Origin of the sequence: Paraburkholderia youngii, from assembly GCF_013366925.1 — a bacterium.
Taxonomy (GTDB): domain Bacteria; phylum Pseudomonadota; class Gammaproteobacteria; order Burkholderiales; family Burkholderiaceae; genus Paraburkholderia; species Paraburkholderia youngii.
Window position 1 is genome coordinate 6,268,387 of record NZ_JAALDK010000001.1, and the last position, 21,816, is coordinate 6,290,202.

Here is a 21,816-nt window from a genome sequence, read left to right on the forward strand (position 1 = left end):
GAAGATGTCGGTTTTGCGGCGCGTGCTTGCGTCTTCGGCTGAATTCGCGCGCGGGTCGGCGAGCGTTTCCATTCGCGCCCCGGCAGTCGCGCTGGCTCTCGCCGGCGCGCTCGGCGCCTGCACCGTCGGCCCCGACTACGTGAGGCCCGCCGCCGTCACGCCCGCGACCTGGCGCGAACTCGAGGGCACCGGCTGGAAGCCCGCGCAACCCGCTGACACGCTCACGCGCGGCGCGTGGTGGCGCATCTACGGCGACGCATCGCTCGATGCGCTCGAACCGCAGGTCGCGAGCGCGAACCAGGACGTGCAGGCCGCCGAAGCGCGCTTTCGCGCCGCGCGCGCGAGCGTCGCGCAATATCGCTCGCAATTCTTCCCGGTGGTCACCGCGGGCGTCCAGTATTCGCGCACGCGGACCTCGGAGAACGTGCTGCATAAATCGACCGCTGGTCTCGCGCTCAACGACTATCTGGTGCAGGTCGACGCGTCGTGGGAACCGGACCTGTGGGGCCGCGTGTCGCGCAGCGTCGAAGGCGCGAAGGCTGGCGCGCAGGCGAGCGCCGCCGACGTCGACGCCGCGCTGCTGTCGATGCAGGCAGAGCTCGCCACCGATTACTTCGAGCTGCGCGGGCTCGACCAGGAGCGCCGACTCCTCGACGACACGATCAAGGCCTACCAGCAGGCGCTCGAACTGACGCAGCATCGCTACGCCGGCGGCATCGCGACCGATGCCGATGTCGCGCAGGCACAAGCGCAGCTGAAGACGACCCAGGCGCAGGCGCTCGATCTCGGCGTGCAGCGCGCGCAGCTCGAACATGCGATCGCGATCCTGATCGGCCAGCCGCCGTCGGGCTTCACGCTACCGGTCGCGCCGCTCGTCGCGGTGCCGGTCGTCGCGGCGACCGGCGTGCCGTCCGGATTGCTCGAGCGGCGTCCCGACATCGCTGCGGCCGAGCGGCACGTCGCCGCGATGAACGCGCAGATCGGCGTGGCCACCGCGGCGTTTTTCCCGAACCTCGTGTTGGCCGTGACGGGCGGACTCGAAGCGACCAATTACAGCCAATGGCTGCTCGCGCCGAGCCGGCTGTGGTCGCTCGGGCCGACGCTCGCGGGCACACTGCTCGACTTCGGCGGCCGCGCGGCCGCCAACGATCAGGCGCGCGCGCACTACGACGAAAGCGTTGCGCAATATCGGCAAACGGTGCTGAACGCGTTCGGCCAGGTCGAGGACAATCTCGCCGCGCTGCGCGTGCTGGAACAGGAAGCGGCCGCCCAGGACGACGCGGTCGCGGCCGCGCGGCGCGCGCTCGCGGTCGTGTCGGACCGCTACCGGAACGGCGCGATCACCTATCTCGACGTGGTCGTCGCGCAGACGACCACGCTCACCAACGAGCGCAACGCGGTGTCGATCGCGCGCCGCCGGATGGCCGCGAGCGTCGCGCTCGTGAAGGCGCTCGGCGGCGGCTGGGATACGTCGGGACTGCCGGGCGACGATGTGGTCGGGCATCCGCCGTCCGCGACTTCGGGTGCGAGGCAGACGCCGGCGCCGGCCAACGACGCGGGCGCGCACGGCTAGCGCCGGGAGACGGGCGCGCGACATGCGAGGCGTGAAGGGCGCGCGCGTTGCCCACGCCACGGGCTCGAAGCGAGTTTTCAGCGTATCCTTAACGCCTTTCGCGCGTTTCCGTGTGACCCAAGGAGTTCTGTTGTGACCCTGCCGCCGCAATCCCAGCGGACTGCATCTGCCGTTCCCTCCCCCGTTGCAGCTTCAGTTGCTTCCACCCGCACCGCCAGCGTGTCGGACATCCCCTATCTCGAACGCGGCTCGCGCGCGTACTGGCGCGCCAGCCTCGCGCTGCTGTTCGCCGGCTATGCGACGTTCTCGCTGCTTTACTGCGTGCAACCGCTGCTGCCGTCGTTCTCCGAAGCGTTCAACGTGACGCCGGCGCAAAGCAGTCTGTCGCTGTCGCTATCCACCGCGGCGCTCGCGCTGGCGATTTTCGTCGCCGGTTTCGTCTCCGAGGGTTGGAGTCGGCACAAGCTGATGACGCTGTCGCTGACGGTGTCGTCGGTGCTGACGATTGGCGTATCCGTGGCGCCGCACTGGAATCAGCTGCTCGTGCTGCGCACGCTCGAAGGGCTCGCGCTCGGCGGCGTGCCGGCCGTCGCGATGGCCTATCTCGCCGAGGAAGTGCATCCCGACGGTCTCGGTCTTGCGATGGGTTTGTACGTCGGCGGCACGGCGATCGGCGGGATGGCAGGGCGGGTGATCACCGGCGTGGTCGCCGATCTGTTTTCATGGCGCGTCGCAATCGGCACGATCGGCGTGCTCGGCCTGCTGTCGATGCTCGCGTTCCGCGCACTGCTGCCTCCATCGCGCCATTTCGTGCCACGCCGCGGGCTCGGCTTCGCGCATCACCGCACGCTGCTGTTGCGGCAGTTCACGCGACCGGGCTTGCCGCTGCTGTTCCTGCTCGGCTTCGTTCTGATGGGCAGCTTCGTCACGCTGTACAACTACATCGGCTACCGGCTGCTCGCGCCGCCGTATCGGCTGAATCAGACGGAGATCGGCGCGATCTTCATCGTCTATCTGGTCGGTGTGGTCGCGTCGCCGTGGTCCGGGCGCATGGCCGATACGTTCGGCCGCGCGCGCGTGCTGATCGGGAGCCTGCTGCTGATGGTGTTCGGCCTCGCGCTGACGATGCTGCATCCGCTCGCGGCGGTCGCGGCCGGCATCGCATGCGTGACGTTCGGGTTCTTTGCCGGGCATTCGGTCGCGAGCGGCTGGGTCGGGCGTCTGGCGAAAGATGCGAAAGGCCAGGCCGCGGCGCTGTACCTGCTCGCGTACTACATCGGCTCGAGCCTGGTCGGCTCGTATGGCGGCCACGTGTGGGCCGGTCATGGCTGGAACGGGGTCGTCGGGCTGGTCGGTGCGCTGCTCGTGATTGGCCTGGTCGCGGCGACGCGCCTGCGCGCACGCGAATAGCCGCGCGCGATCATCGATCCCGCATGGATCGGCGCAAAACGAAAGGCTTGCGTAAGTGAACGCTCGATACTTTGCGCCGTGTTTTGTTGCGCCGCGCAAATCGCCTCACGCCCGTCGCGCCGGCGTTCAGCAGCTTGCGAATAAGCGCCGGCGCGCAAGCTCGCGCCGCCGCACCGCTCCATCCGTCTCCTATACTCAATTCGTGCACTGGTACTGCATGATTTCAAAACCGCAGCCTCTGCCGGAACGAAATAGCATCCATCCTGCATGGGAGGAGACGAAGATGACGTACTTCACGATCGGCGATTTCATCCTGGTCATTCCGATGGCGTTAGCGGGTGCGCTATTCGTCGGCGCGCTGCCCTGCAAAACCGAGTTGCGACACAACGCGCTGCGTGTGCTGGGCGCGCTGATCGGTGTGATGTGCGCGGTGGCGCTGGTCGAGGGTCTGCCGGCGCTCGTGTAGCGGCGCGGCGCGAAGTACCAACGAAAAAGCCGCACGCTGAGCGTGCGGCTTCGTTTTGCCGTTCGTTCGGTCCGCCTGTTGCGCGGACGGCTCCTCACGCGATCAGATCGCCTGGTCCGTCGATGGCTTTTCCCACAGGTTGATCCCGCCTTCGGTCGCATAGCGATCGATTTCGGCGAGTTCGTCGGCCGAGAACGCGAGGTTCTTCAGCGCGCCGACGTTCTCGCGCACCTGCTCCGCGCGGCTCGCGCCGATCAGCACCGACGTCACGCGCTGATCGCGCAACGCCCATGCGAGCGCCATCTGCGCGAGGCTCTGACCACGGCGCTGTGCGATGTCGTTGAGCTTCCTCACGTGTTCGATGTTCTGCGGGTTCAGATGCTCGTCTTTCAGCGAACCGCCGCCCGGCTTGTTGACGCGCGCATCGGCCGGCACACCGTTCAGGTACTTGCCAGTCAGCAGCCCCTGCGCGAGCGGCGTGAATGCGATTGCGCCCGCGCCGACTTCGGCGAGCGTATCGAGCAGGTCGTGTTCGATCCAGCGGTTCAGCATGTTGTAGGACGGCTGATGGATCAGCAGCGGCACCTTGTATTCGGCGAGCAGCCTGGTCATTTCGCGGGTCTTCGCCGACGAGTACGACGAGATGCCGATGTAGAGCGCCTTGCCCCGCTGCACCGCGCTCGCCAACGCGCCCGCGGTTTCCTCGAGCGGCGTATGTGCGTCGAAGCGATGCGAATAGAAGATGTCCACGTATTCGAGGCCCATGCGCTTCAGGCTCTGGTCGAGACTCGCGAGCACGTACTTGCGCGAGCCGCCACCCTGGCCGTACGGACCCGGCCACATATCCCAACCGGCCTTCGACGAAATCAGCAGCTCGTCGCGATACGGCTTGAAATCGTCCTTGAACAGACGGCCGAAATTGGTTTCCGCGCTGCCGTACGGCGGGCCGTAGTTGTTCGCCAGATCGAAGTGCGTGATGCCGAGGTCGAAGGCCGTGCGCAGGATGTCACGCTGCGTCGAGATCGGCGTGGTGTCGCCGAAGTTGTGCCACAGGCCGAGCGACAGCGCCGGCAGTTTGAGACCCGACTTGCCGCAGACGCGGTATTGCATGTCCGAATAGCGTTCTGAAGCTGCTTCGTAAGCCATTGCTAGTGTCCTTGTCGATGAGATCGCCCGAGAATTGCGGGCGTGAGGATTCGCGCGTTGCGGGAGGCGTGCTGCTCGGGGGATTTATTGTCGTGATGTCGCCGTGGTGCGGCTAGACCGCTATGTTAGCCAATCGACGCGGCGCTTGCAGGCACCCAGTATGCGGGATAGACGAGCACGCGCGGCTCACCTACACTCTGGCCGGTTCAGGTTGATGGGAGGTGCAGATGGCGAAGGCGATTTCGATCGCGCTGATTGTCGGCGGCATCGTGCTGCTGTATTTCGGCGGGCAGGCGTTCAATTCGGTGAGCAGCGACGTGTCGCGCTTCTTTACCGGTTCGCCGAGCAACAAGGCGATCGTGCTGATCGTCGCGGGCGTGGTGGCGACGCTCGCCGGGCTGACGGGAATCGCGATGTCGGGGCGCAAGCGCTGAGTGTCCGCACGAGGCCCGCGACGAAAATAGCTAGAACGCGATCTCGGGCTTCGCGGCCGAGCGCGTGCCGGGCAGCGGCACGTTGCTTACGCCGTGATAGGTGAACACCAGCGAGAACTTCACCTGATCGCTGAGATTCTTGCCGGCCGAGTGGAGCGTGTTGCAGTGGAAGAACACCACGTCGCCGGTCTTCAGCTCCGGCGACACCGCGGTGCGGATCGCCGCCTCGTTCTCGGCGAGATCCGTGCGGAAAAATTTCGCTTCGTCGAAACGGTCGGACGTGAAGGCGGCGCCATGCGATTGCGGCACGAACCACAGCGCGCCGTTATCGATGGTTTCCGGGCCGACCGCGAGCCACACCGACACCAGGTCGTCGCGCTCGAACGACCAGTAACGCACGTCGCGATGCCAGCCGGTCAGGCTGCCGTATGCGGGGTGCTTGGTCATCATGCAGTTGTGATGCGCGCGCGACAGTCGCGGCTCCTCGCCAAAATACAGTTCCATCCAGCCACGGATTTCGGGCGCAGTCGCCCATTGCGCGAACGCGGGGTGACGACCGTACGCGTCGAGCAGGCGCCGCACCGTATGTCCGCCCGGCGCATCTTTCGATGACGGCGCGCCCGGATACTTCAGATCCGCTTCGAATTCGATCGGCGCCGCCGCTTCCTGCAACTGCCGCTGTGCGATCCGCTTCAGCTCGTCGCAACGCTCGGGCGACACGAGTTCTGGCACGACGACAAAACCCTGCTCCCGCAACGTTTGAATCTGCTCTTTCTTCGAATGGAGTGACATGGCGTTCCGTTAACGTCGACTAACTGATGTTCGATTGTAAAACGGGCGCGATCGGGGCGCGTTGTTTCGCGGCGCGCCAATGCACCAGTTTCAAGCGTGCGGCGCACCCACATCGCACATTCGCTGGCCAAATATGCACGCAAATCGCCCGTCAAAAGTGAAACCAGATTGTTGTTAGCGACGATTCGATCCTGAGGGAATTCGATCTCGCAGGGTACTAACCCGACTTTCTGACGTCACGATTCCCGTGTAGCCTGCTCGCATGTCGATCGCCGCTTACGCAATTTTCTATCGTGCGCAGGCCGTCAAGGCTCGTGCCGTCGGTTTCTCCGCGTTGTACCTTCGCTGCGCTGCGCGCCGTGTTTCGCGTCGCGATCTCCCGCGATACGAGCCGCACCGAATATCCGGCTTTCAGGCCGTTCATCGCAACCCCGTCATTGGCACATATGGTGCTGTTTGTCCGTGCACATCCGATGCACGCGCCGACGTGCGGTTCATTGCCTAAATGTGAAGCCATGCATACTCTTTTGAGCACCCGTCTTACCCGCGCCGCGCTGAAAGCGGCGCGTCCCGCACGCCGTCATATGATGCGGGCGCTGCGTCACCATGCCGCGCGCACCCGCGCGCTCGGGGAGCAGTGGCGCGACGCGAAGGCCGTCGACGGCTTTCGCACCTGGTTCCATACGTTCTTCTCGGCGCTGCGCCAGCAGAGCGGCACGCGCCGTCTGTCGCTGCGCACATTGCTGCGCAAGCCGACACCGTTGCACCTCGCGGTCGCGAAACGCGCGCCGGCGGTGCGCACGCCTGCGAGCCGCCGACCGCGTCGGCTGTCGACGAGCAGCAGCGGGTGGTTCGCGTTTGCGTTTGCGAGCCGCTGAGATTGCTGGGCCGGTGAGTTGCCGTTGCGCGTTGAGTGGCTAGTGCAAGACTTCGAGCGCGACGGCATCGTTACGCGATCGACGGACGAAGAAAAACCCCGCCCGGCTCACGCCGGCGGGGTTTTTTGCTTTCAGGTAACGATCGACTCGCGCTGGTTACGCGCTAGTTACGCAATTGCCGCGACCGGCTCGGTGCCTGCCGCTTCGGCGAGTGCGAGCGCCTTGTCGGTGGCTTCCCACGTGAATTCCGGCTCTTCGCGGCCGAAGTGGCCATACGCCGCGCTCTTCTCATAGACCGGGCGCAGCAGGTCGAGCATCTGGATGATGCCCTTCGGACGCAGGTCGAAATGCTGACGCACGAGTTCCGTGATCGTCGCATCCGACACGCGGCCGGTGCCGAACGTGTTGACCATCACCGAGGTCGGCTGAGCGACGCCGATCGCGTACGACACCTGGATCAGGCAGCGCGACGCGAGGCCCGCGGCCACGATGTTCTTCGCGACGTAACGGCCGGCGTAAGCTGCCGAGCGGTCGACCTTCGACGGGTCCTTGCCCGAGAACGCGCCGCCGCCGTGCGGTGCCGCGCCACCGTACGTATCGACGATGATCTTGCGGCCCGTCAGACCGCAATCGCCCTGCGGACCGCCGATCACGAAGCGACCGGTCGGGTTCACGAGGTACTTGACGTCACCCTTGATCAGCTCGGCCGGAAGCGTCGGCTTGATCACTTCTTCGATCACCGCTTCGCGCAGCGTGTCGAGCTCGATGTCCGGTGCGTGCTGGGTGGACAGCACGACGGTGTCGATCGAATGCGGCTTGCCGTCGACGTAGCGCACGGTGACCTGCGACTTCGCGTCCGGGCGCAGCCAGGGCAAACGGCCGTCGCGGCGCAGATTCGCCTGACGCTCGACGAGACGGTGCGACAGGTGGATCGGCAGCGGCATCAGTTCCGGCGTTTCCTCGCACGCGTAACCGAACATCAGACCCTGGTCGCCCGCGCCTTGATCGAGGTTGTTGTCGTGCGCGCGGTCCACGCCCTGGGCGATGTCCGGCGACTGCTTGTCGTAGGCGACGAGCACCGCGCAGCCGCGGTAGTCGATGCCGTAGTCTGTGTTGTCGTAGCCGATGCGCTTGATCGTGTTGCGCGCGATCTGAATGTAGTCGACGTTCGCGGTGGTGGTGATTTCACCGGCCAGCACGACGAGACCCGTATTGCACAGCGTTTCGGCCGCGACACGCGAGTACTTGTCTTGAGCGAGGATGGCGTCGAGGATCGCGTCCGAGATCTGGTCCGCGACTTTGTCGGGATGGCCTTCGGAAACGGATTCGGAAGTGAAGAGATAGTCGTTTGCCACGTTGCAGACTCCTGTTAGTGGTTACGGTTGCGTTCCACGTAGCCGACTTCGGGAGTCTGAAGCGGCGACGCTTTAGCGGATTACCTTACCGATGGACGCTTGACTCATGGAAACCCATGGACCGCACCCGCCGGCTTCGCCCCGCAAGTTGTCTATTAACTCGGCGAAGCCCTTATTATAGCGACTTCCTTTGAATGTCACAGAGTGTCCACGAGTGCGGTATCACGCCAATTTTTCCGCTCCCCGCAATCCCGCCCCTAGCAGCGCCGCGCGCCCGGAGGCTGCATGCTGAGCAGCTACGGCGCGAAGCTCGCGGTCGGGCTGCTCAAACTCTTTGCCTTATTGCCGTATGGATTCGTCGCCCGTCTCGGCGACGGGCTCGGCTGGCTGCTCTATCAAATCCCTAGCCGTCGCAAGCGCATCGTTCATACGAATCTGAAGCTGTGCTTCCCCGACTGGAGCGACGAGCGCCGCGAGGACGTCGCGCAGAAGCACTTCCGTCACGCGATCCGCAGCTATCTCGAGCGCAGCGTGCAGTGGTTCGGCTCGGCGAAGAAGCTCGAAAAGCTGATCCAGCTCGACAGCGCAATCGATCTGACCGACCCGAACCTGCCGCCGACGCTCTTTCTCGGCTTTCATTTTGTCGGCATCGAGGCCGGTTCGATTTTTCTGAACTACTCATTGAAGCGCCAGTGCGGCTCGCTGTATCAGCCGATGTCGAATCAGGAGCTCGAGGCAGTCGCGAAAGCGGCGCGTGCGCGTTTCGGCGCGGACATGGCAAGCCGCGCGGACAGCGCGCGCGTCGTACTGCGCTGGCTGCGCGAACGCAAACCGGTGATGCTCGGCGCGGACATGGACTACGGCGCGCGCAATTCGACGTTCGTGCCGTTCTTCGGCGTGCCGACCTGCACGCTGACCGCGGTCGGCCGTCTTGCGAAGGTCGGACACGCGCAGGTCGTACCGTTCATCGGCGAAGTGCTGCCGAACTACAAGGGCTACCGGCTGAAGGTCTTCAAGCCTTGGGACAACTATCCGACCGGCGATGATGACGCCGATGCGCGACGCATGAACGAATTTCTCGAAGAGCAGATTCCGCTGATGCCCGAGCAGTATTACTGGGTGCACAAGCGGTTCAAGACGCGGCCGCCGGGAGTGCCGGGGGTGTATTGAAGAGTGGCGCTGGACCCGGCTCCCGGCAGTCGGAGCACGTCGATGAGTGCACGTGAGGCGGCATCCAGGCCCCTTGCTCGCCATACCGTTTCCGATGGGCCAACGTGTATCATCTGCTATTGGCCCAGCACGGCTCGAAAGGGTGATTCACCCAACAGCCGGCAAGGCCCGGATTTTCGGCTCCGCCCGCACGCGCGAAGCCCTACGCAGCAACGGATACACGAAAAACGTGAAGCTCAAATTCACCAAAATGCACGGCGCGGGTAACGACTTCGTCGTGCTCGACGGCTATACCCAACCGCTTGAACTGACCACGGCGCAGGTGCGCGCGCTCGCGAATCGCCATTTCGGCGTCGGTGCCGACCAGTTGCTGCTGGTCGAAAAGCCGACCGTCGAAGGCGTCGATTTCAGATATCGCATCTTCAATTGCGACGGCGGCGAGGTCGAACATTGCGGCAACGGCGCGCGCTGCTTCGTCAGGTTCGTGCGCGAGCGCGGTCTCACCGACCAGCGCAGCGTGCGCGTGCAAGTCCAGAAAGGCACGATCACGCTGACGATGCAGGACAACGGCGAGGTGATCGTCGACATGGGCACTCCCGTGTTCGATCCCGAACTCGTGCCGTTCGCGACCAAAGGTCTGCAAGGCCGCCGCGAAGGCGCGGACACGCTCTGGCCGCTCGACGTGAACGGCACGACGCGCTGGATGTCGGTGGTGTCGATGGGCAACCCGCACGCGGTGCAGGTCGTCGACGATGCCGAGGCGTTCCCGGTGCTCGTCGAAGGTCCGGCCATCGAGCGGCACACGCGCTTCCCGCAGCGGGTCAATGCGGGCTTCATGCAAATCGTCAATCGCAGCGAGATCAGGCTGCGCGTCTACGAACGCGGCGCGGGCGAAACGCTCGCGTGCGGCACCGGCGCGTGCGCGGCGGCCGCGGCCGGTATCCGGCGCGGGCTGCTGGATTCGCCGGTGCTCGTGCACACGCACGGCGGCGATCTGACGATCACGTGGGACATCGCGCAACCAGGCGCGCCGCTGCTGATGGCCGGCCCCGCGGCCACCGTCTTCGAAGGGGAGATCGAGTTGGCAGAAGAGGCGTCGAGCGCATCGCCCGACTCGTCGCAGCGCAATCCGTCCAGCCCGGCCGCCGTGGCGCCCTCCGTCTAACTCATTGACCTACGCGCCGCCGCGAGGCGGCCATCTCGTAGTCCTCTAGCCGAAACTATGAACGATCGCGAAGTCGCCGAATACCTGCTCGCCAATCCCGAATTCTTCGTCGAACACGCGGAAACGCTCGCGACCATCCGACTCGCGAACCCGCACGGCAAAGCCGCGGTGTCGCTGCAGGAGCGGCAAATGGAGATGCTGCGCGACAAGAACAAGCATCTCGAACGGCGTCTGGCCGAACTGCTGCGCTACGGTCACGAGAACGACAGCATCGCGGCGAAGTTCAACCGCTGGACCATCCGCGTGATGGCTGAGCGCGATCCGTACGCGCTGCCGCGCACGATCGCCGGCGGTCTGCTCGATATCTTCGACGTGCCGCAAGCGGCACTGCGCGTGTGGGACGTCGCCGAGCCGTATGCGCAAGCCGACTTCGCGCGCCACGTCAGCGAGGAAGTGCGGATTTTCGCGGGCAGCCTGAGCACGCCGTACTGCGGCGCGAACACCGGCTTCGAGGCCGCGCAATGGCTCCCGCAGGCGGCGAGCGCGTCCAACGGCGCGGCCAACCCGCCGGCAAGCGCGACCGACGACCCCAGCGCCCCAACGAGCGAAACGGCGCAGACCACCGAATCGATCGCGCTGCTTGCGCTGCGCGACCCTGAAGGTGCCGAAGACGCGCCGACGTTCGGCCTGCTCGTGATGGGCTCGTCCGACCCGCGACGCTTCCACGAAGGCATGGCCACCGATTTCCTCACGCAGATCGGCGCGCTCGCGAGCGCCGCGCTGAGCCGGCTGCTGCCGCGCTGAGCCACGCAACGTCACCGCCCACCGTGACCGCCGCCGACCCGATCGCCGCCTATCTGTCGCATCTCGAGCACGAGCGGCGGCTGTCGGAGCATACGCTGCGCGGCTATACGCATGAGCTCGCGGAACTGAAGCTGCTCGCCAAAGGCAGACAGCTCGAAAGTCTCACCGCCGTCGACATCCGCGGCGCCGTCGCGCGCGCGCATGCGGGCGGCCTCACCGCGCGGTCGATCGGCCATCGGCTGTCGGCGTGGCGCGCGTTTTATCGCTGGCTTGCGGGCCAAATCGAGCTGCCGGCCAATCCGGTCGCCGCGGTGCGCGCGCCGAAGCAGGCGAAAACGCTGCCGAAGGCGCTTTCCGTCGACGACACCGCGCGCCTGATGGACAGCGCGCCCGCCGACTCCCCCGAAGGCCTGCGCGATCACGCGATGCTCGAGCTGTTCTACTCGTCGGGCCTGCGCCTCGCCGAACTGGTCGGCCTCGACGTGCGTTTCGCCGACATCGACGGTTATCGCTCGGCCGGCTGGCTGAAGCTCGATTCCGGCGAAGTCGAAGTGCTCGGCAAAGGCAACCGGCGCCGCGTCGTGCCGGTGGGCAGCAAGGCGGTCGCGGCGCTGAACGCATGGCTCGCGGTGCGCGAACGGATGGTCCGCCACGATCCGCATCCGCTCTTCCTGTCGGCGCGCGGCAACCGGCTGTCGCCGAACGTCGTGCGCGAGCGCGTGAAGCGCGCGGCGCTCGCGGCCGGCATTCCTGCCAACGTGCATCCGCACGTGCTGCGCCATTCGTTCGCGACGCACGTGCTGCAGTCGAGCGGCGATCTGCGCGCCGTGCAGGAGTTGCTCGGACACGCGAGCATCACCGCGACGCAGGTCTACACGGGCCTCGATTTCCAGCACCTCGCCCACGTCTACGACAGCGCGCATCCTCGCGCAAAGAAACGCAACTGATCACGCGACTGCCGCCGCGCGCCACGACGCGCCGCCATCGCTAGTACCTGACCGACACCTGATGAATACCGTTACGCTCAAACCGTCGAAAGAAAAATCGCTGCTGCGCCGCCATCCGTGGGTGTATGCCAATGCGATCGAACATGTCGACGGCCGCCCCGCGCCCGGCGCGACCGTGCTCGTGCGCGCGCACGATGGCCGCTTCCTCGCGCGCGCCGCCTACAGCCCGCACTCGCAGATCCGCGCACGCGTGTGGAGCTTCGACGAAGCCGAGCCGATCGATCACGCGTTCTTCAAGCGCCGCGTGCAGCGCGCGTTCGCGCATCGTCAGGCGATGGTTCGCGACACCGGCGCCGTGCGACTGATCTTCGGCGAGGCGGACGGTCTGCCGGGCCTGATCGTCGATTACTACGTCGCCGAGGACGCGGGTCAGCGCAGCCAGATCGTCTGTCAGTTCATGGCGGCCGGCGTCGAGGCGTGGAAGGACGCGATCGTCGCGGCGCTGATCGGCGCGACCGGCTGCCCGAACGTCTACGAGCGCTCGGACGTGTCGATCCGTCAGAAGGAAGGGCTCGAGCAGGTCACCGGTGTGCTCGCGGGCGAGCCGCCTTCGGAGCAGCTGATCTCAAGCGAAAACGGCGTGCGCTATCACGTCGACGTGCGCAACGGCCACAAGACCGGCTTCTATGTCGATCAGCGCGATAACCGCCTGCTCGTGCAGCAATTCGCGAAAGATCGCGACGTGCTGAACTGCTTCTGCTACACCGGCGGCTTTTCGCTCGCGGCGCTCGAGGGTGGCGCGAAGCGCGTGGTGTCGGTCGATTCGTCGGGTGAAGCGCTCGCGCTCGCGCAGCAGAACGTCGCGGCCAACGGCTTCGACGCCGATCGCGCGAGCTGGCTCGACGCCGACGCGTTCAAGACACTGCGGCGCCTCTACGACGAAGGCGAGCGCTTCGACCTGATCGTGCTCGATCCGCCGAAGTTCGCGCCATCGCGCGAGCACGTGGACCGCGCGTCGCGCGCGTACAAGGACATCAACCTGACGGGCCTGAAGCTGCTGCGTCCGGGCGGTTTGCTGTTCACCTACTCGTGCTCGGGCGCGATCGATCCCGAACTGTTCCAGAAGATCGTGTCCGGCGCCGCCGCCGACGCCCGCGTCGACGCACGCATCCTGAAGCGGCTCGGCGCGGGCGTCGATCATCCGCTGCTCACGGCATTCCCCGAAGGGGAGTATCTGAAGGGCCTGCTGTTGCAAATCGCCTGATCGCCCATATTTCGTGGGCAATTGCGCGTGCCGGCGGCGGCGGCCAGCCTCCGCGCAGCCGGCCATCAGCCGGCCGCAAGGCGGCCGCCCCTGCGCCCGCCAGGCAAATATGTTTCAATAACCGGCTGGACAGGGCCGCGCCATCTGGCCGCGGCGGCCGGCCTCACGCTTCTGGCTAGCCTTGCGCTAGCGTTCGATCACGCACCGTTTCACGACTTACAGGCGACCCACATGATTCCAGTCACCATCCTGACCGGCTTTCTCGGCAGCGGTAAAACCACCCTGCTCAAGCGCATCCTGAACGAAAAGCACGGCATGAAGATCGCCGTCATCGAGAACGAGTTCGGCGAAGAGAACATCGACAACGAGATTCTCGTGCAGGACACGACCGAGCAGATCATCCAGATGAGCAACGGCTGCATCTGCTGCACGATTCGCGGCGACCTGTCGCGCGTGCTCAACGATCTGGCCGCGAAGAAGCAGGCGGGCGAAGTGGACTTCGACCGTGTCGTGATCGAAACCACCGGCCTCGCAAATCCGGGCCCGGTCGCGCAAACCTTCTTCATGGACGATCAGATCGCGAGCGAATTCCTGCTCGACGCGATCATCACGCTGGTCGATGCGAAGCACGCGGACCGTCAGCTCGACGAGCACGAAGTTGTGCAGCGCCAGGTCGGTTTTGCCGACCGCCTGTTCATCACCAAGGCCGATCTCGTCGATGAGCGGCAGGTGGGCGATCTGCGTCACCGTCTGCTGCACATGAACCCGAAGGCGGCGATAAGGGTCGTCAATTTCGGCGAAGCGGACATCAAGGAAATTTTCGATCTGCGGGGCTTCAACCTCAACTCGAAGCTCGAAATCGACCCGGACTTCCTCGCCGAAGACGAACACGCGCACAGCCACGCGCATGCGCACGACGAACACGGCCACACGCACGGCGACCATGACCACGATCACGCGAACTGCGATCACGACCATGGCCATTGCGATCACGAAGGCCACGATCATGGGCATCACCACCATGCGCATCACGACGACAAGATCAAGTCGTTCGTGTACCGCAGCGATCGTCCGTTCGATCCGAACAAGCTCGAGGACTTCCTCGGCGGCATCCTGCAGATCTACGGCGAGCACCTGCTGCGCTACAAGGGCGTGCTGTACATGAAGGGCGTCGATCGCAAGGTCGTGTTCCAGGGCGTGCATCAAATGATGGGCAGCGACCTCGCCGCGAAATGGCAACCGGCCGAGAAGAAGACCAACAAGATGGTGTTCATCGGCATCGAACTGCCGCGCGACCTGATCACCGACGGTCTCGACGCCTGCCTCGCCTAAGCGGGCGCAGCGCCGTCACACCAGCAAACCCGGTAGAAGGCCCACGACACGCCGCGCATAGCGCGGCATGCGTCGTGCTACTTCTATTGCGCCGAGACGCCCGACGCCGACTGCGCGGGCGTGAATCCTCTGCAGAAACTGCGATGCCGTGGCACGGAGACCGTGCGATTGCCGGCTATATGAAAACCGCGTGAAAACCCTGCTGCATTAAAGCGTGCACGACCATCGCTTTTTGGCTTTGTGCGCGTTATATTTTCGGGATATCGCTGCACCGCAGGCGGAATTTCGGCTGTTGCGGTGCCGGATTGTGATTCAGTTACAATACGTGCCCACTGGAGAATGACAACGAATTGCCCGGTCGCGCGTATCCCGCGACGGGCCTGAAACGGCGCCGGAAAATCTTGTCCGGAGACACGCCGAAAACGCCGGCGGGCACGGCCTGAAAGGGCACGCGCTTGTCGGCGAGCGATGCCTCAGGAGCATGTGTGAATCGGTTTCCAGAGGAGTTCGGCCCCGCAGCGGCGTAGCTAGCAGCGCCCGGTGTGCGTGGGCGCCAGGCGCTTCGGCGTCACGACAGCCCAACGTTCGTGACCACCCTGCGCCGCGCGTCCACGCGACGCGTTTGCGGGCAATACGAAAGTGCGGGCACTATGAGTTTTGCCTCACATTGAAGAAGTAAGCCAGATGACGACGAAACGACTCTTGACCGAAGCCGAAATCCTGAAGATGAGCGACAAGGATTACATGAATGAGGATCAGCTCGCCTTCTTCAAGAACAGGCTCGAACAGTTGCAGGCGGACATTCTCCGCAATGCTGGCCAGACGACCGAGAACCTGCGTGAAACGGTCATCGTGCCGGACCCGGCCGATCGCGCCACGATCGAGGAAGAGCATGCGCTCGAACTGCGCACGCGCGACCGCGAACGCAAGCTGCTGAAGAAGGTGCAGCAATCGATCGCGCGCATCGAGGCGGGCGACTACGGCTGGTGCGAAGAAACCGGCGAGCCGATCGGCATTCCGCGTCTGCTCGCACGGCCTACAGCCACGCTGTCGCTCGAAGCACAAGAGCGCCGCGAACTGCGCCAGAAACTGTTCGGCGACTGATTAGCCGAGGCGCGGCTTCGGCCTGGCGCCCTGAAAACGCTGCTTCGTCGAGAGGCGCACGGTGAACCGTGCGCCTTTTCTTTTTGCGCGACCTCCGCGCAAGCTCCGCCATCCCTCCCGTCCCGCCTCGCGTTCCCGCCTCGTTTCTCAGGCTTCCTGAGCGGATTTTCAGTTTTTCTCCCTAGGCCTTCCGGCGGATCTTGATATGACCGCGCCCGCCCTAAAATAGATCGGACATGCGCTCACGAGCGCGCCAGCCGGCGCGCCGTCCGCTGACTGGATTCATGCGGCAGCGCGCAGTGCTGCCGCGTCCTACCCGTTTTGCAAAGAGGAACGCATATGGAGCAATTTCACGGCACGACGATCGTTTCCGTGCGCCGCGGCAACAAGGTGGCGCTCGGCGGCGACGGCCAGGTGACGCTCGGCAACATCGTCATGAAAGGCGGCGCGAAGAAGGTCCGGCGCATCTATAACGGCAAGGTGCTGGTCGGCTTCGCCGGGGGCACGGCGGATGCCTTCTCGCTGCTCGACCGCTTCGAGGCGAAGCTCGAAAAACATCAGGGCAATCTGACGCGCGCGGCCGTGGAGCTCGCGAAAGACTGGCGCACCGATCGCATGCTGCGTCGTCTCGAAGCGATGCTGATCACCGCGGACGCGACCACCACGCTCGTCATCACCGGCAACGGCGACGTGCTCGACCCCGAAGGCGGCATCTGCGCGATCGGCTCGGGCGGTGCGTATGCGCAGGCGGCCGCGAAGGCGCTCTCCGACAACACCGAGCTATCGCCGCGCGACATCGTGGAGAAATCGCTGGAAATCGCCGGCGACATGTGCATCTACACGAACCATAACCGCGTCATTGAGACGATCGAGTAAGGACCCATCGATGAGCACCATGACCCCCGCCGAGATCGTCTCCGAGCTCGACAAACACATCATCGGCCAAGGCCGCGCGAAGAAAGCCGTGGCCGTCGCGCTGCGCAACCGCTGGCGCCGTCAGCAGGTCGACGAACCGCTGCGCCAGGAAATCACCCCGAAGAACATCCTGATGATCGGACCGACCGGCGTCGGCAAGACGGAAATCGCGCGGCGTCTCGCGAAGCTCGCGGACGCGCCGTTCATCAAGATCGAAGCGACCAAGTTCACCGAAGTCGGCTACGTGGGCCGCGACGTCGACAGCATCGTGCGCGACCTGATCGAGATTTCGGTCAAGCAGACCCGCGAAACGGAAATGCGCAAAGTGCGGACCAAAGCGGGCGATCTGGCCGAAGACCGCATTCTCGACATCCTGCTGCCGACCGCACGGCCGGTCGGTTTCGGTTCGAGCACGAGTTCGACCGATACCGCCGATGAAGGCAGCACGACGCGTCAGACGTTCCGCAAGCGCTTGCGCGAAGGCCAGCTCGACGACAAGGAAATCGAGCTCGACGTCGAGCAGCCGCAGGTCGGCATGGACATCATGGGGCCGCCGGGCATGGAAGACATGACCGAGCAGATCCGCTCGATGTTCGCCAACATCGGCGGCGGCAAGAAGACGCGCCGCAAGATGAAGGTGAAGGAAGCGCTGAAGGTGCTCACCGACGAAGAAGCCGGCAAGATGCTGAACGACGAAGAGGTGAAAGCCAAGGCGGTGCAGAACGTCGAACAGAACGGCATCGTGTTTCTAGACGAAATCGACAAGATCGCATCGCGCAACGAAGCCGGCGGCGGTGAAGTGTCCCGTCAGGGCGTGCAGCGCGATCTGCTGCCGCTCGTCGAAGGCACGACGATCAACACCAAGTACGGCATGGTGAAGACCGATCACATCCTGTTCATCGCGAGCGGCGCGTTTCATCTTGCGAAGCCGAGCGATCTGATCCCGGAACTGCAGGGGCGCTTTCCGATTCGCGTCGAACTCGACTCGCTGTCGGTCAACGACTTCGAATCGATCCTCGTGTCGACGGATGCGAGCCTCGTCAAGCAATACCAGGCGCTGCTCGCGACCGAAGACGTGCACCTCGAATTCGCCGACGACGGCATCCGCCGTCTTGCCGAGATCGCATACTCCGTCAACGAGAAGACTGAGAACATCGGCGCGCGGCGTCTTTATACGGTCATCGAAAAGCTGCTCGAGGAAGTGTCGTTCTCGGCCGGCAATCATTCCGGCCGGACAGTGCAGATCGACGCGGCGTATGTCGATCGCGCGTTGAACGAAGTCGCGGAAGACGAGGATCTGTCGCGCTACGTGCTGTGATATGCGCGGTGACAGCGCCAAGCGCTGATGCATACGCTGATGCATAAAAAACGGGCTGCCTTCGCATTGGCAGCCCGTTTTGCTTTGTGCCGCCCGATCGCGGCCTACTGCCTCACCGGCCGCTTCGCCAGCTTGCGCTGCAACGTGCGCCGATGCATGTTCAACGCGCGCGCGGTCGCCGAGATATTGCCGTTGTGTTCGGCGAGCACCCGCTGGATATGTTCCCATTCGAGCCGCGCCACCGACAGCGGCTGCGGATGCTCGATCGCCTCCTCGGCCTGCAACGCGCTCGCCTCGCTTTGCAGCGCCGACAGGATCGTCTCGACGTTGGCGGGCTTCGCGAGATAGTTGTCGGCGCCGTCCTTGACCGCCTGCACCGCGGTGGCGATGCTCGCGTAGCCGGTCAGCACCAGCATGCGCGCATCGGGCTGCAGATCGCGTAACGGCGCGACGAGCGTCAGGCCGGAGTCGTTGCCCAGATGCAGGTCCACGGTGATCTCGCTGAACTTCTGCTGATTCGCGAGCCGGATCGCCTCGTCCGCGTTGTGCGCTTCGCTCACCGTGTAGCCGCGCCGCGTCAAGCCGCGCGCCAGGATGCCGGAGAACACTTCGTCGTCGTCGATCACCAGAAAATTCTTTTCGCTCATGCCTGTTTCTCCGTGTTGGATGGCGCGGCGCCTTGCGGGCTCGCTCCGGAAATCTTGCGCGCGCCGAGCGGCAGTCGCAGCACCGCACGCGTGCCGCGCGGCCGCCCGCCGTTGGCGTCGGTCAGCTCGATCGATCCCTTCAGACGCGCCGCCGCCGAAAACGCCAGATACAAGCCGACGCCGTGACCGCCCTGCGTGCTCTCCACCGGCATCGTGCCGAGCGAGCCGCGCAGCGCGACCGGAATGCCAGGACCGTGGTCGCACACTTCGAATACGATCTGGTCGCCGCGTGGCGCGAGCGTGCAAGACAGCGTCACGTGATCGCGGCTCGCGCGCGCGGCGTTGTCGAGCAGGATCGTCAGTATCTGGCTGACGGCCACCGTGTCGTTGAGACTGACATCGGCGGGCGGCGTGCCGAGCCGCTCGAACTTTACGTGCGGATGGCGCAGGCGCCATTGGTCGGCAAACGATTCGAGCCATTCGTCGACCGGCTCACGGTTCGTCGTGGTCGTCGCGCGGCTGCGCAAGCGCGCGAGTGCCGACGTGCACAGCGTCATCTGCTGCTCGAGCAGTTCGAGATCGGCGCGGTAGGGAGCGAGTCCCGCGTCGGTGCGCGCCGCGTCGCGCAATTCTTCTGACAACATCGCGATTGTAGACAGAGGGGTACCGATTTCGTGAGCCACGGTGGCCGCCTGCACGCCGAGCGCGACCGCCCGTTCGTCCTGAAGCAAGCGCTGCTGCGCTTCTCCAAGCGCTGCGTCACGAAGCCGCAGTGCCCGCGACATGCGCGCGACGAACCACGCGATCAGCCCTACGCTGACCATGAAATTGACCCACATGCCCGAGCGGTAGTAGTCGAACAGGTTGGCGGGATTCTCGAGATTGAGCGGCACCGAATCGAAACTGAGCATCGCGTAGCAGGCGACCGCGAACGCCGCGAGCCAGGCCATCAGATACCACGGCAGCACGGCCGCCGCGATTGCAAGCGATGGCAGGTATAGCGATACAAACGGGTTGGTGGTGCCGCCGGACAGGAACAGCAGCGCCGACAACGCGCCGAGATCGACCCAGATCTGCCCGAACAGCTCGATGTTGGACTCGGGTCGCTGCTGCGACACGCGAAACCATGTGAGCGCATTGAACAGCACTTCGAGCCCGATCACGAGCAGCATCGCGGGCAACGGCAGATTGGCGCCGATGAAGATCTGCACGAACGCGATCGTCAGCAGCTGACCAATGATCGCGAGGCTGCGCAGCCAGAACAGATGACCGAGATTGACGCGGCCGGTGTTGGTTATACGTTGCATGACCCTAGTCTACCCGTTCGGACCCGCATGGCTGACCAGGCGGCCGAGTGCCGGTAACATGACTGTCTTCGAAATAGCATCGCGCGTCGCCAGGCTGCATTGACGACTGCTCCGCGCCATCCGTTCATGGTACCCACCGCGATTCGCGAAGCCGACGCTTCGTCCGCATTCCTGACCTTGCTGCGCGGTGCCGCCGCGGCCCGAGCCAGCGGCGCCACGGCGGACGAAGCCCGTTCCCTCGACGTCGCGGCCAAACTGCATCCGCTCGACGGCGCCTCGCTCGACGCGCTGATCGCCGCGTGGCTCGCGCAGAAGCGCCATGCGGAGGCGATCGAACTCGCCGCCATTATTTCCGAACTCGATGCGGGGAGCGCCGTCGCGCACTTCCGCGCCGGCTACGCGCTGCAGATGGCCGGCCGGCATGCCGACGCGATCCCTCCGTATCGTCGTGCGCTGGCGCTCGACCCCGCGCTGCCGCAGCTACGCAACAATCTCGCGAGCGCGCTGACGCTTACCGACGGAGATCTGAGCGAACGGCTCGCGCTGCTCGAAGCCGCGATTCGCGATGCCCCCGACGATGGCAACGCATGGATCAACCTCGCCAACGCGTATCGCCAGAGTCTGGACTTGCCCCACGCGCTCGAAGCCGGTGCCCAGGCCGTGCAGCGCGCGCCTGGCAGTCCGCTGGCTTACAACAACTATGCGCTGACGTTACGTGAAGCGCAACGCTGGGACGACGCCGAACAGGCCGCCACGACGGCCTGCGAGCTCGCCCCGCAGAACCCGACGATGCGCTCGAACCTCGGCATGCTGCAACTCCTGCGCGGCCGATACGCCGAAGGGTGGGCATCGCACGAGGCGCGCTGGGACGGCTCCAGGGAGCTCGGCGGCAGCCGTCCCGTGATGCCGGCGCCGATCTGGCGCGGCGAGCCGCTCGCCGGCAAGACGCTGCTCGTATGGGGCGAACAGGGGATGGGCGACGTGCTGCAGTTCAGCCGCTATATCCCGATGCTGGCCGAGCGTGTGCATCGCGACGGCGGCCGCGTGGTGTGGAATTCGTTTCCGCAGATGGGCGCGCTGCTCGCGCGCAGCCTCGGCGCTCATGTCGACGGTTTCTCGTCCGGCGGCGGCGTCGAATCGCTGCCGCCGATGGACTATGAAATTCCGCTGCTGAGCTTGCCGCTGATCTTCGATACCCGCGAAGAGACCATTCCAGCCGCGCCCTACCTGTTCGCCGATGTGGCCGCGCTTGCGGCGTGGCGCGAACGCGTTGCCGACGGGCGCCGCCTTAAGGTCGGCCTCGCCTGGACGGGTAGCCGCGGGCATCAGCGCAACCCGTTTCGCAGCGTCGGCTGGCAGCGCTATGCCGCGCATTTCGCCGGCATCGACGACGTCACCTTCTACTCGCTGCAGCCGGGCGCGGCCGCCGAGATCGCCGCCGCCCGCGCGGCCGGCCTGCGCATCATCGATCACACCGCGAGCCTCGCCACCTTCGACGACACCGCCGCCTTCGTCGGCGCGCTCGACCTCGTGATCACCGTATGCACATCGGTCGCGCATCTGAGCGGCGCGCTCGGTCAGCGCACGTGGGTGCTGCTCGACGTCAATCCGCATTGGGTCTGGTTGCTGGAGCGCGGCGACAGCCCGTGGTATCCGAGCGCCACGTTGTATCGGCAGCCGCGGTTCGGCGAGTGGGAGCCGGCGCTGGAAGCAGTGGCGCGCGATCTGCGAGCGCTGGTGGCGCAGCATCGCGGTGCATAGGCGGTTCAGATCGGCCATTGGCAAACGC

20 protein-coding genes are annotated in these 21,816 nt (G+C 65.2%); 15 read left to right on the plus strand and 5 right to left on the minus strand.

The window, feature by feature from the left end; all coding sequences use genetic code 11:
• Nucleotides 1-4 precede the first annotated feature (4 nt).
• The 3 genes from G5S42_RS28555 to G5S42_RS28565 all read left to right on the plus strand — a co-directional run bounded on the left by G5S42_RS28555 (nucleotide 5) and on the right by G5S42_RS28565 (nucleotide 3,449).
• Nucleotides 5-1,573: an efflux transporter outer membrane subunit gene (locus tag G5S42_RS28555; RefSeq protein ID WP_176110662.1), complete on the plus strand. Its 1,569-nt coding sequence runs from the start codon at nucleotides 5-7 to the stop codon at nucleotides 1,571-1,573.
• Nucleotides 1,574-1,792: 219 nt separating this feature from the next.
• Nucleotides 1,793-2,983 (plus strand): MFS transporter, encoded by a 1,191-nt coding sequence (locus G5S42_RS28560; protein WP_312883620.1) that lies wholly within the window; start codon nucleotides 1,793-1,795, stop codon nucleotides 2,981-2,983.
• Between the two features lie 283 nt (nucleotides 2,984-3,266).
• Entirely contained in the window at nucleotides 3,267-3,449 is a 183-nt protein-coding gene (locus tag G5S42_RS28565) for a hypothetical protein (RefSeq protein ID WP_008923386.1), read from the plus strand.
• A gap of 102 nt (nucleotides 3,450-3,551) precedes the next feature.
• Here G5S42_RS28565 and mgrA read toward each other — a convergent pair whose 3' ends face one another.
• Nucleotides 3,552-4,595, minus strand: a complete 1,044-nt coding sequence (gene mgrA, locus G5S42_RS28570) for an L-glyceraldehyde 3-phosphate reductase (protein WP_176109801.1) — start codon at nucleotides 4,593-4,595, stop codon at nucleotides 3,552-3,554.
• Nucleotides 4,596-4,822: 227 nt separating this feature from the next.
• Here mgrA and G5S42_RS28575 point away from each other — a divergent pair, with 227 nt between their 5' ends.
• A complete protein-coding gene (locus G5S42_RS28575) occupies nucleotides 4,823-5,029 on the plus strand; it encodes a DUF3185 family protein (RefSeq protein ID WP_152851698.1) in 207 nt (68 codons plus the stop codon).
• Nucleotides 5,030-5,059: 30 nt separating this feature from the next.
• Here the strand turns inward: G5S42_RS28575 and G5S42_RS28580 are convergent, their stop codons facing one another.
• Entirely contained in the window at nucleotides 5,060-5,821 is a 762-nt protein-coding gene (locus G5S42_RS28580) for a phytanoyl-CoA dioxygenase family protein (RefSeq protein ID WP_176109802.1), read from the minus strand.
• 515 nt (nucleotides 5,822-6,336) lie between these two features.
• Between G5S42_RS28580 and G5S42_RS28585 the strand changes: the two genes are divergently transcribed.
• Nucleotides 6,337-6,699, plus strand: a complete 363-nt coding sequence (locus G5S42_RS28585) for a hypothetical protein (RefSeq protein ID WP_176109803.1) — start codon at nucleotides 6,337-6,339, stop codon at nucleotides 6,697-6,699.
• Between the two features lie 167 nt (nucleotides 6,700-6,866).
• On the opposite strand, the gene metK is transcribed toward G5S42_RS28585, so the two are convergent.
• Entirely contained in the window at nucleotides 6,867-8,054 is a 1,188-nt protein-coding gene (metK, locus tag G5S42_RS28590) for a methionine adenosyltransferase (RefSeq protein WP_176109804.1), read from the minus strand.
• 285 nt (nucleotides 8,055-8,339) lie between these two features.
• Between metK and G5S42_RS28595 the strand changes: the two genes are divergently transcribed.
• The 9 genes from G5S42_RS28595 to hslU all read left to right on the plus strand — a co-directional run bounded on the left by G5S42_RS28595 (nucleotide 8,340) and on the right by hslU (nucleotide 18,073).
• Complete coding sequence (locus G5S42_RS28595; protein WP_176109805.1) at nucleotides 8,340-9,224, plus strand: lipid A biosynthesis lauroyl acyltransferase; 885 nt, start codon at nucleotides 8,340-8,342, stop codon at nucleotides 9,222-9,224.
• Between the two features lie 229 nt (nucleotides 9,225-9,453).
• The gene (gene dapF, locus G5S42_RS28600; RefSeq protein WP_176109806.1) at nucleotides 9,454-10,389 is read left to right on the plus strand and encodes a diaminopimelate epimerase; all 936 of its coding nucleotides are present in this window, start codon (nucleotides 9,454-9,456) and stop codon (nucleotides 10,387-10,389) included.
• Nucleotides 10,390-10,446: 57 nt separating this feature from the next.
• A complete protein-coding gene (locus G5S42_RS28605; protein ID WP_176109807.1) occupies nucleotides 10,447-11,193 on the plus strand; it encodes a DUF484 family protein in 747 nt (248 codons plus the stop codon).
• 23 nt (nucleotides 11,194-11,216) lie between these two features.
• The gene (gene xerC, locus G5S42_RS28610) at nucleotides 11,217-12,140 is read left to right on the plus strand and encodes a tyrosine recombinase XerC (protein WP_176109808.1); all 924 of its coding nucleotides are present in this window, start codon (nucleotides 11,217-11,219) and stop codon (nucleotides 12,138-12,140) included.
• A 61-nt stretch (nucleotides 12,141-12,201) separates the two neighbouring features.
• Nucleotides 12,202-13,404 (plus strand): class I SAM-dependent rRNA methyltransferase, encoded by a 1,203-nt coding sequence (locus G5S42_RS28615; protein WP_176109809.1) that lies wholly within the window; start codon nucleotides 12,202-12,204, stop codon nucleotides 13,402-13,404.
• Nucleotides 13,405-13,635: 231 nt separating this feature from the next.
• Nucleotides 13,636-14,736, plus strand: a complete 1,101-nt coding sequence (locus tag G5S42_RS28620; protein WP_176109810.1) for a CobW family GTP-binding protein — start codon at nucleotides 13,636-13,638, stop codon at nucleotides 14,734-14,736.
• Nucleotides 14,737-15,420: 684 nt separating this feature from the next.
• Nucleotides 15,421-15,840, plus strand: coding sequence for an RNA polymerase-binding protein DksA (gene dksA / locus G5S42_RS28625; protein WP_008923580.1), 420 nt, complete (start codon nucleotides 15,421-15,423; stop codon nucleotides 15,838-15,840).
• A gap of 339 nt (nucleotides 15,841-16,179) precedes the next feature.
• Nucleotides 16,180-16,716, plus strand: a complete 537-nt coding sequence (gene hslV / locus G5S42_RS28630) for an ATP-dependent protease subunit HslV (RefSeq protein WP_176109811.1) — start codon at nucleotides 16,180-16,182, stop codon at nucleotides 16,714-16,716.
• 10 nt (nucleotides 16,717-16,726) lie between these two features.
• Nucleotides 16,727-18,073: an ATP-dependent protease ATPase subunit HslU gene (hslU, locus tag G5S42_RS28635; protein WP_176109812.1), complete on the plus strand. Its 1,347-nt coding sequence runs from the start codon at nucleotides 16,727-16,729 to the stop codon at nucleotides 18,071-18,073.
• Between the two features lie 104 nt (nucleotides 18,074-18,177).
• On the opposite strand, the gene G5S42_RS28640 is transcribed toward hslU, so the two are convergent.
• Together G5S42_RS28640 and G5S42_RS28645 are read right to left on the minus strand one after the other, a co-directional pair.
• Entirely contained in the window at nucleotides 18,178-18,720 is a 543-nt protein-coding gene (locus tag G5S42_RS28640) for a response regulator transcription factor (RefSeq protein WP_013088076.1), read from the minus strand.
• Complete coding sequence (locus G5S42_RS28645; RefSeq protein ID WP_176109813.1) at nucleotides 18,717-20,027, minus strand: ATP-binding protein; 1,311 nt, start codon at nucleotides 20,025-20,027, stop codon at nucleotides 18,717-18,719. The genes G5S42_RS28640 and G5S42_RS28645 overlap by 4 nt, the downstream gene beginning before the upstream one ends.
• Before the next feature lie 126 nt (nucleotides 20,028-20,153).
• On the opposite strand from G5S42_RS28645, the gene G5S42_RS28650 reads away from it, so the two are divergent.
• A complete protein-coding gene (locus tag G5S42_RS28650; protein ID WP_176110663.1) occupies nucleotides 20,154-21,788 on the plus strand; it encodes a tetratricopeptide repeat protein in 1,635 nt (544 codons plus the stop codon).
• Nucleotides 21,789-21,816: the final 28 nt, after the last annotated feature.

What these genes read in the sequence shown, in the direction of transcription:
- G5S42_RS28575 (WP_152851698.1), top strand. Translation starts at nt 4,823, where the DNA reads ATGGCGAAGGCGATTTCGATCGCGCTGATTGTCGGCGGCATCGTGCTG.
- G5S42_RS28650 (WP_176110663.1), top strand. Translation starts at nt 20,154, where the DNA reads ATGGTACCCACCGCGATTCGCGAAGCCGACGCTTCGTCCGCATTCCTG.
- G5S42_RS28620 (WP_176109810.1), top strand. Translation starts at nt 13,636, where the DNA reads ATGATTCCAGTCACCATCCTGACCGGCTTTCTCGGCAGCGGTAAAACC.
- G5S42_RS28595 (WP_176109805.1), top strand. Translation starts at nt 8,340, where the DNA reads ATGCTGAGCAGCTACGGCGCGAAGCTCGCGGTCGGGCTGCTCAAACTC.
- G5S42_RS28605 (WP_176109807.1), top strand. Translation starts at nt 10,447, where the DNA reads ATGAACGATCGCGAAGTCGCCGAATACCTGCTCGCCAATCCCGAATTC.
- G5S42_RS28645 (WP_176109813.1), bottom strand. Translation starts at nt 20,027, where the DNA reads ATGCAACGTATAACCAACACCGGCCGCGTCAATCTCGGTCATCTGTTC.
- G5S42_RS28580 (WP_176109802.1), bottom strand. Translation starts at nt 5,821, where the DNA reads ATGTCACTCCATTCGAAGAAAGAGCAGATTCAAACGTTGCGGGAGCAG.
- G5S42_RS28555 (WP_176110662.1), top strand. Translation starts at nt 5, where the DNA reads ATGTCGGTTTTGCGGCGCGTGCTTGCGTCTTCGGCTGAATTCGCGCGC.
- dksA (WP_008923580.1), top strand. Translation starts at nt 15,421, where the DNA reads ATGACGACGAAACGACTCTTGACCGAAGCCGAAATCCTGAAGATGAGC.
- G5S42_RS28640 (WP_013088076.1), bottom strand. Translation starts at nt 18,720, where the DNA reads ATGAGCGAAAAGAATTTTCTGGTGATCGACGACGACGAAGTGTTCTCC.
- mgrA (WP_176109801.1), bottom strand. Translation starts at nt 4,595, where the DNA reads ATGGCTTACGAAGCAGCTTCAGAACGCTATTCGGACATGCAATACCGC.
- G5S42_RS28585 (WP_176109803.1), top strand. Translation starts at nt 6,337, where the DNA reads ATGCATACTCTTTTGAGCACCCGTCTTACCCGCGCCGCGCTGAAAGCG.
- G5S42_RS28615 (WP_176109809.1), top strand. Translation starts at nt 12,202, where the DNA reads ATGAATACCGTTACGCTCAAACCGTCGAAAGAAAAATCGCTGCTGCGC.
- G5S42_RS28565 (WP_008923386.1), top strand. Translation starts at nt 3,267, where the DNA reads ATGACGTACTTCACGATCGGCGATTTCATCCTGGTCATTCCGATGGCG.
- hslV (WP_176109811.1), top strand. Translation starts at nt 16,180, where the DNA reads ATGGAGCAATTTCACGGCACGACGATCGTTTCCGTGCGCCGCGGCAAC.
- hslU (WP_176109812.1), top strand. Translation starts at nt 16,727, where the DNA reads ATGAGCACCATGACCCCCGCCGAGATCGTCTCCGAGCTCGACAAACAC.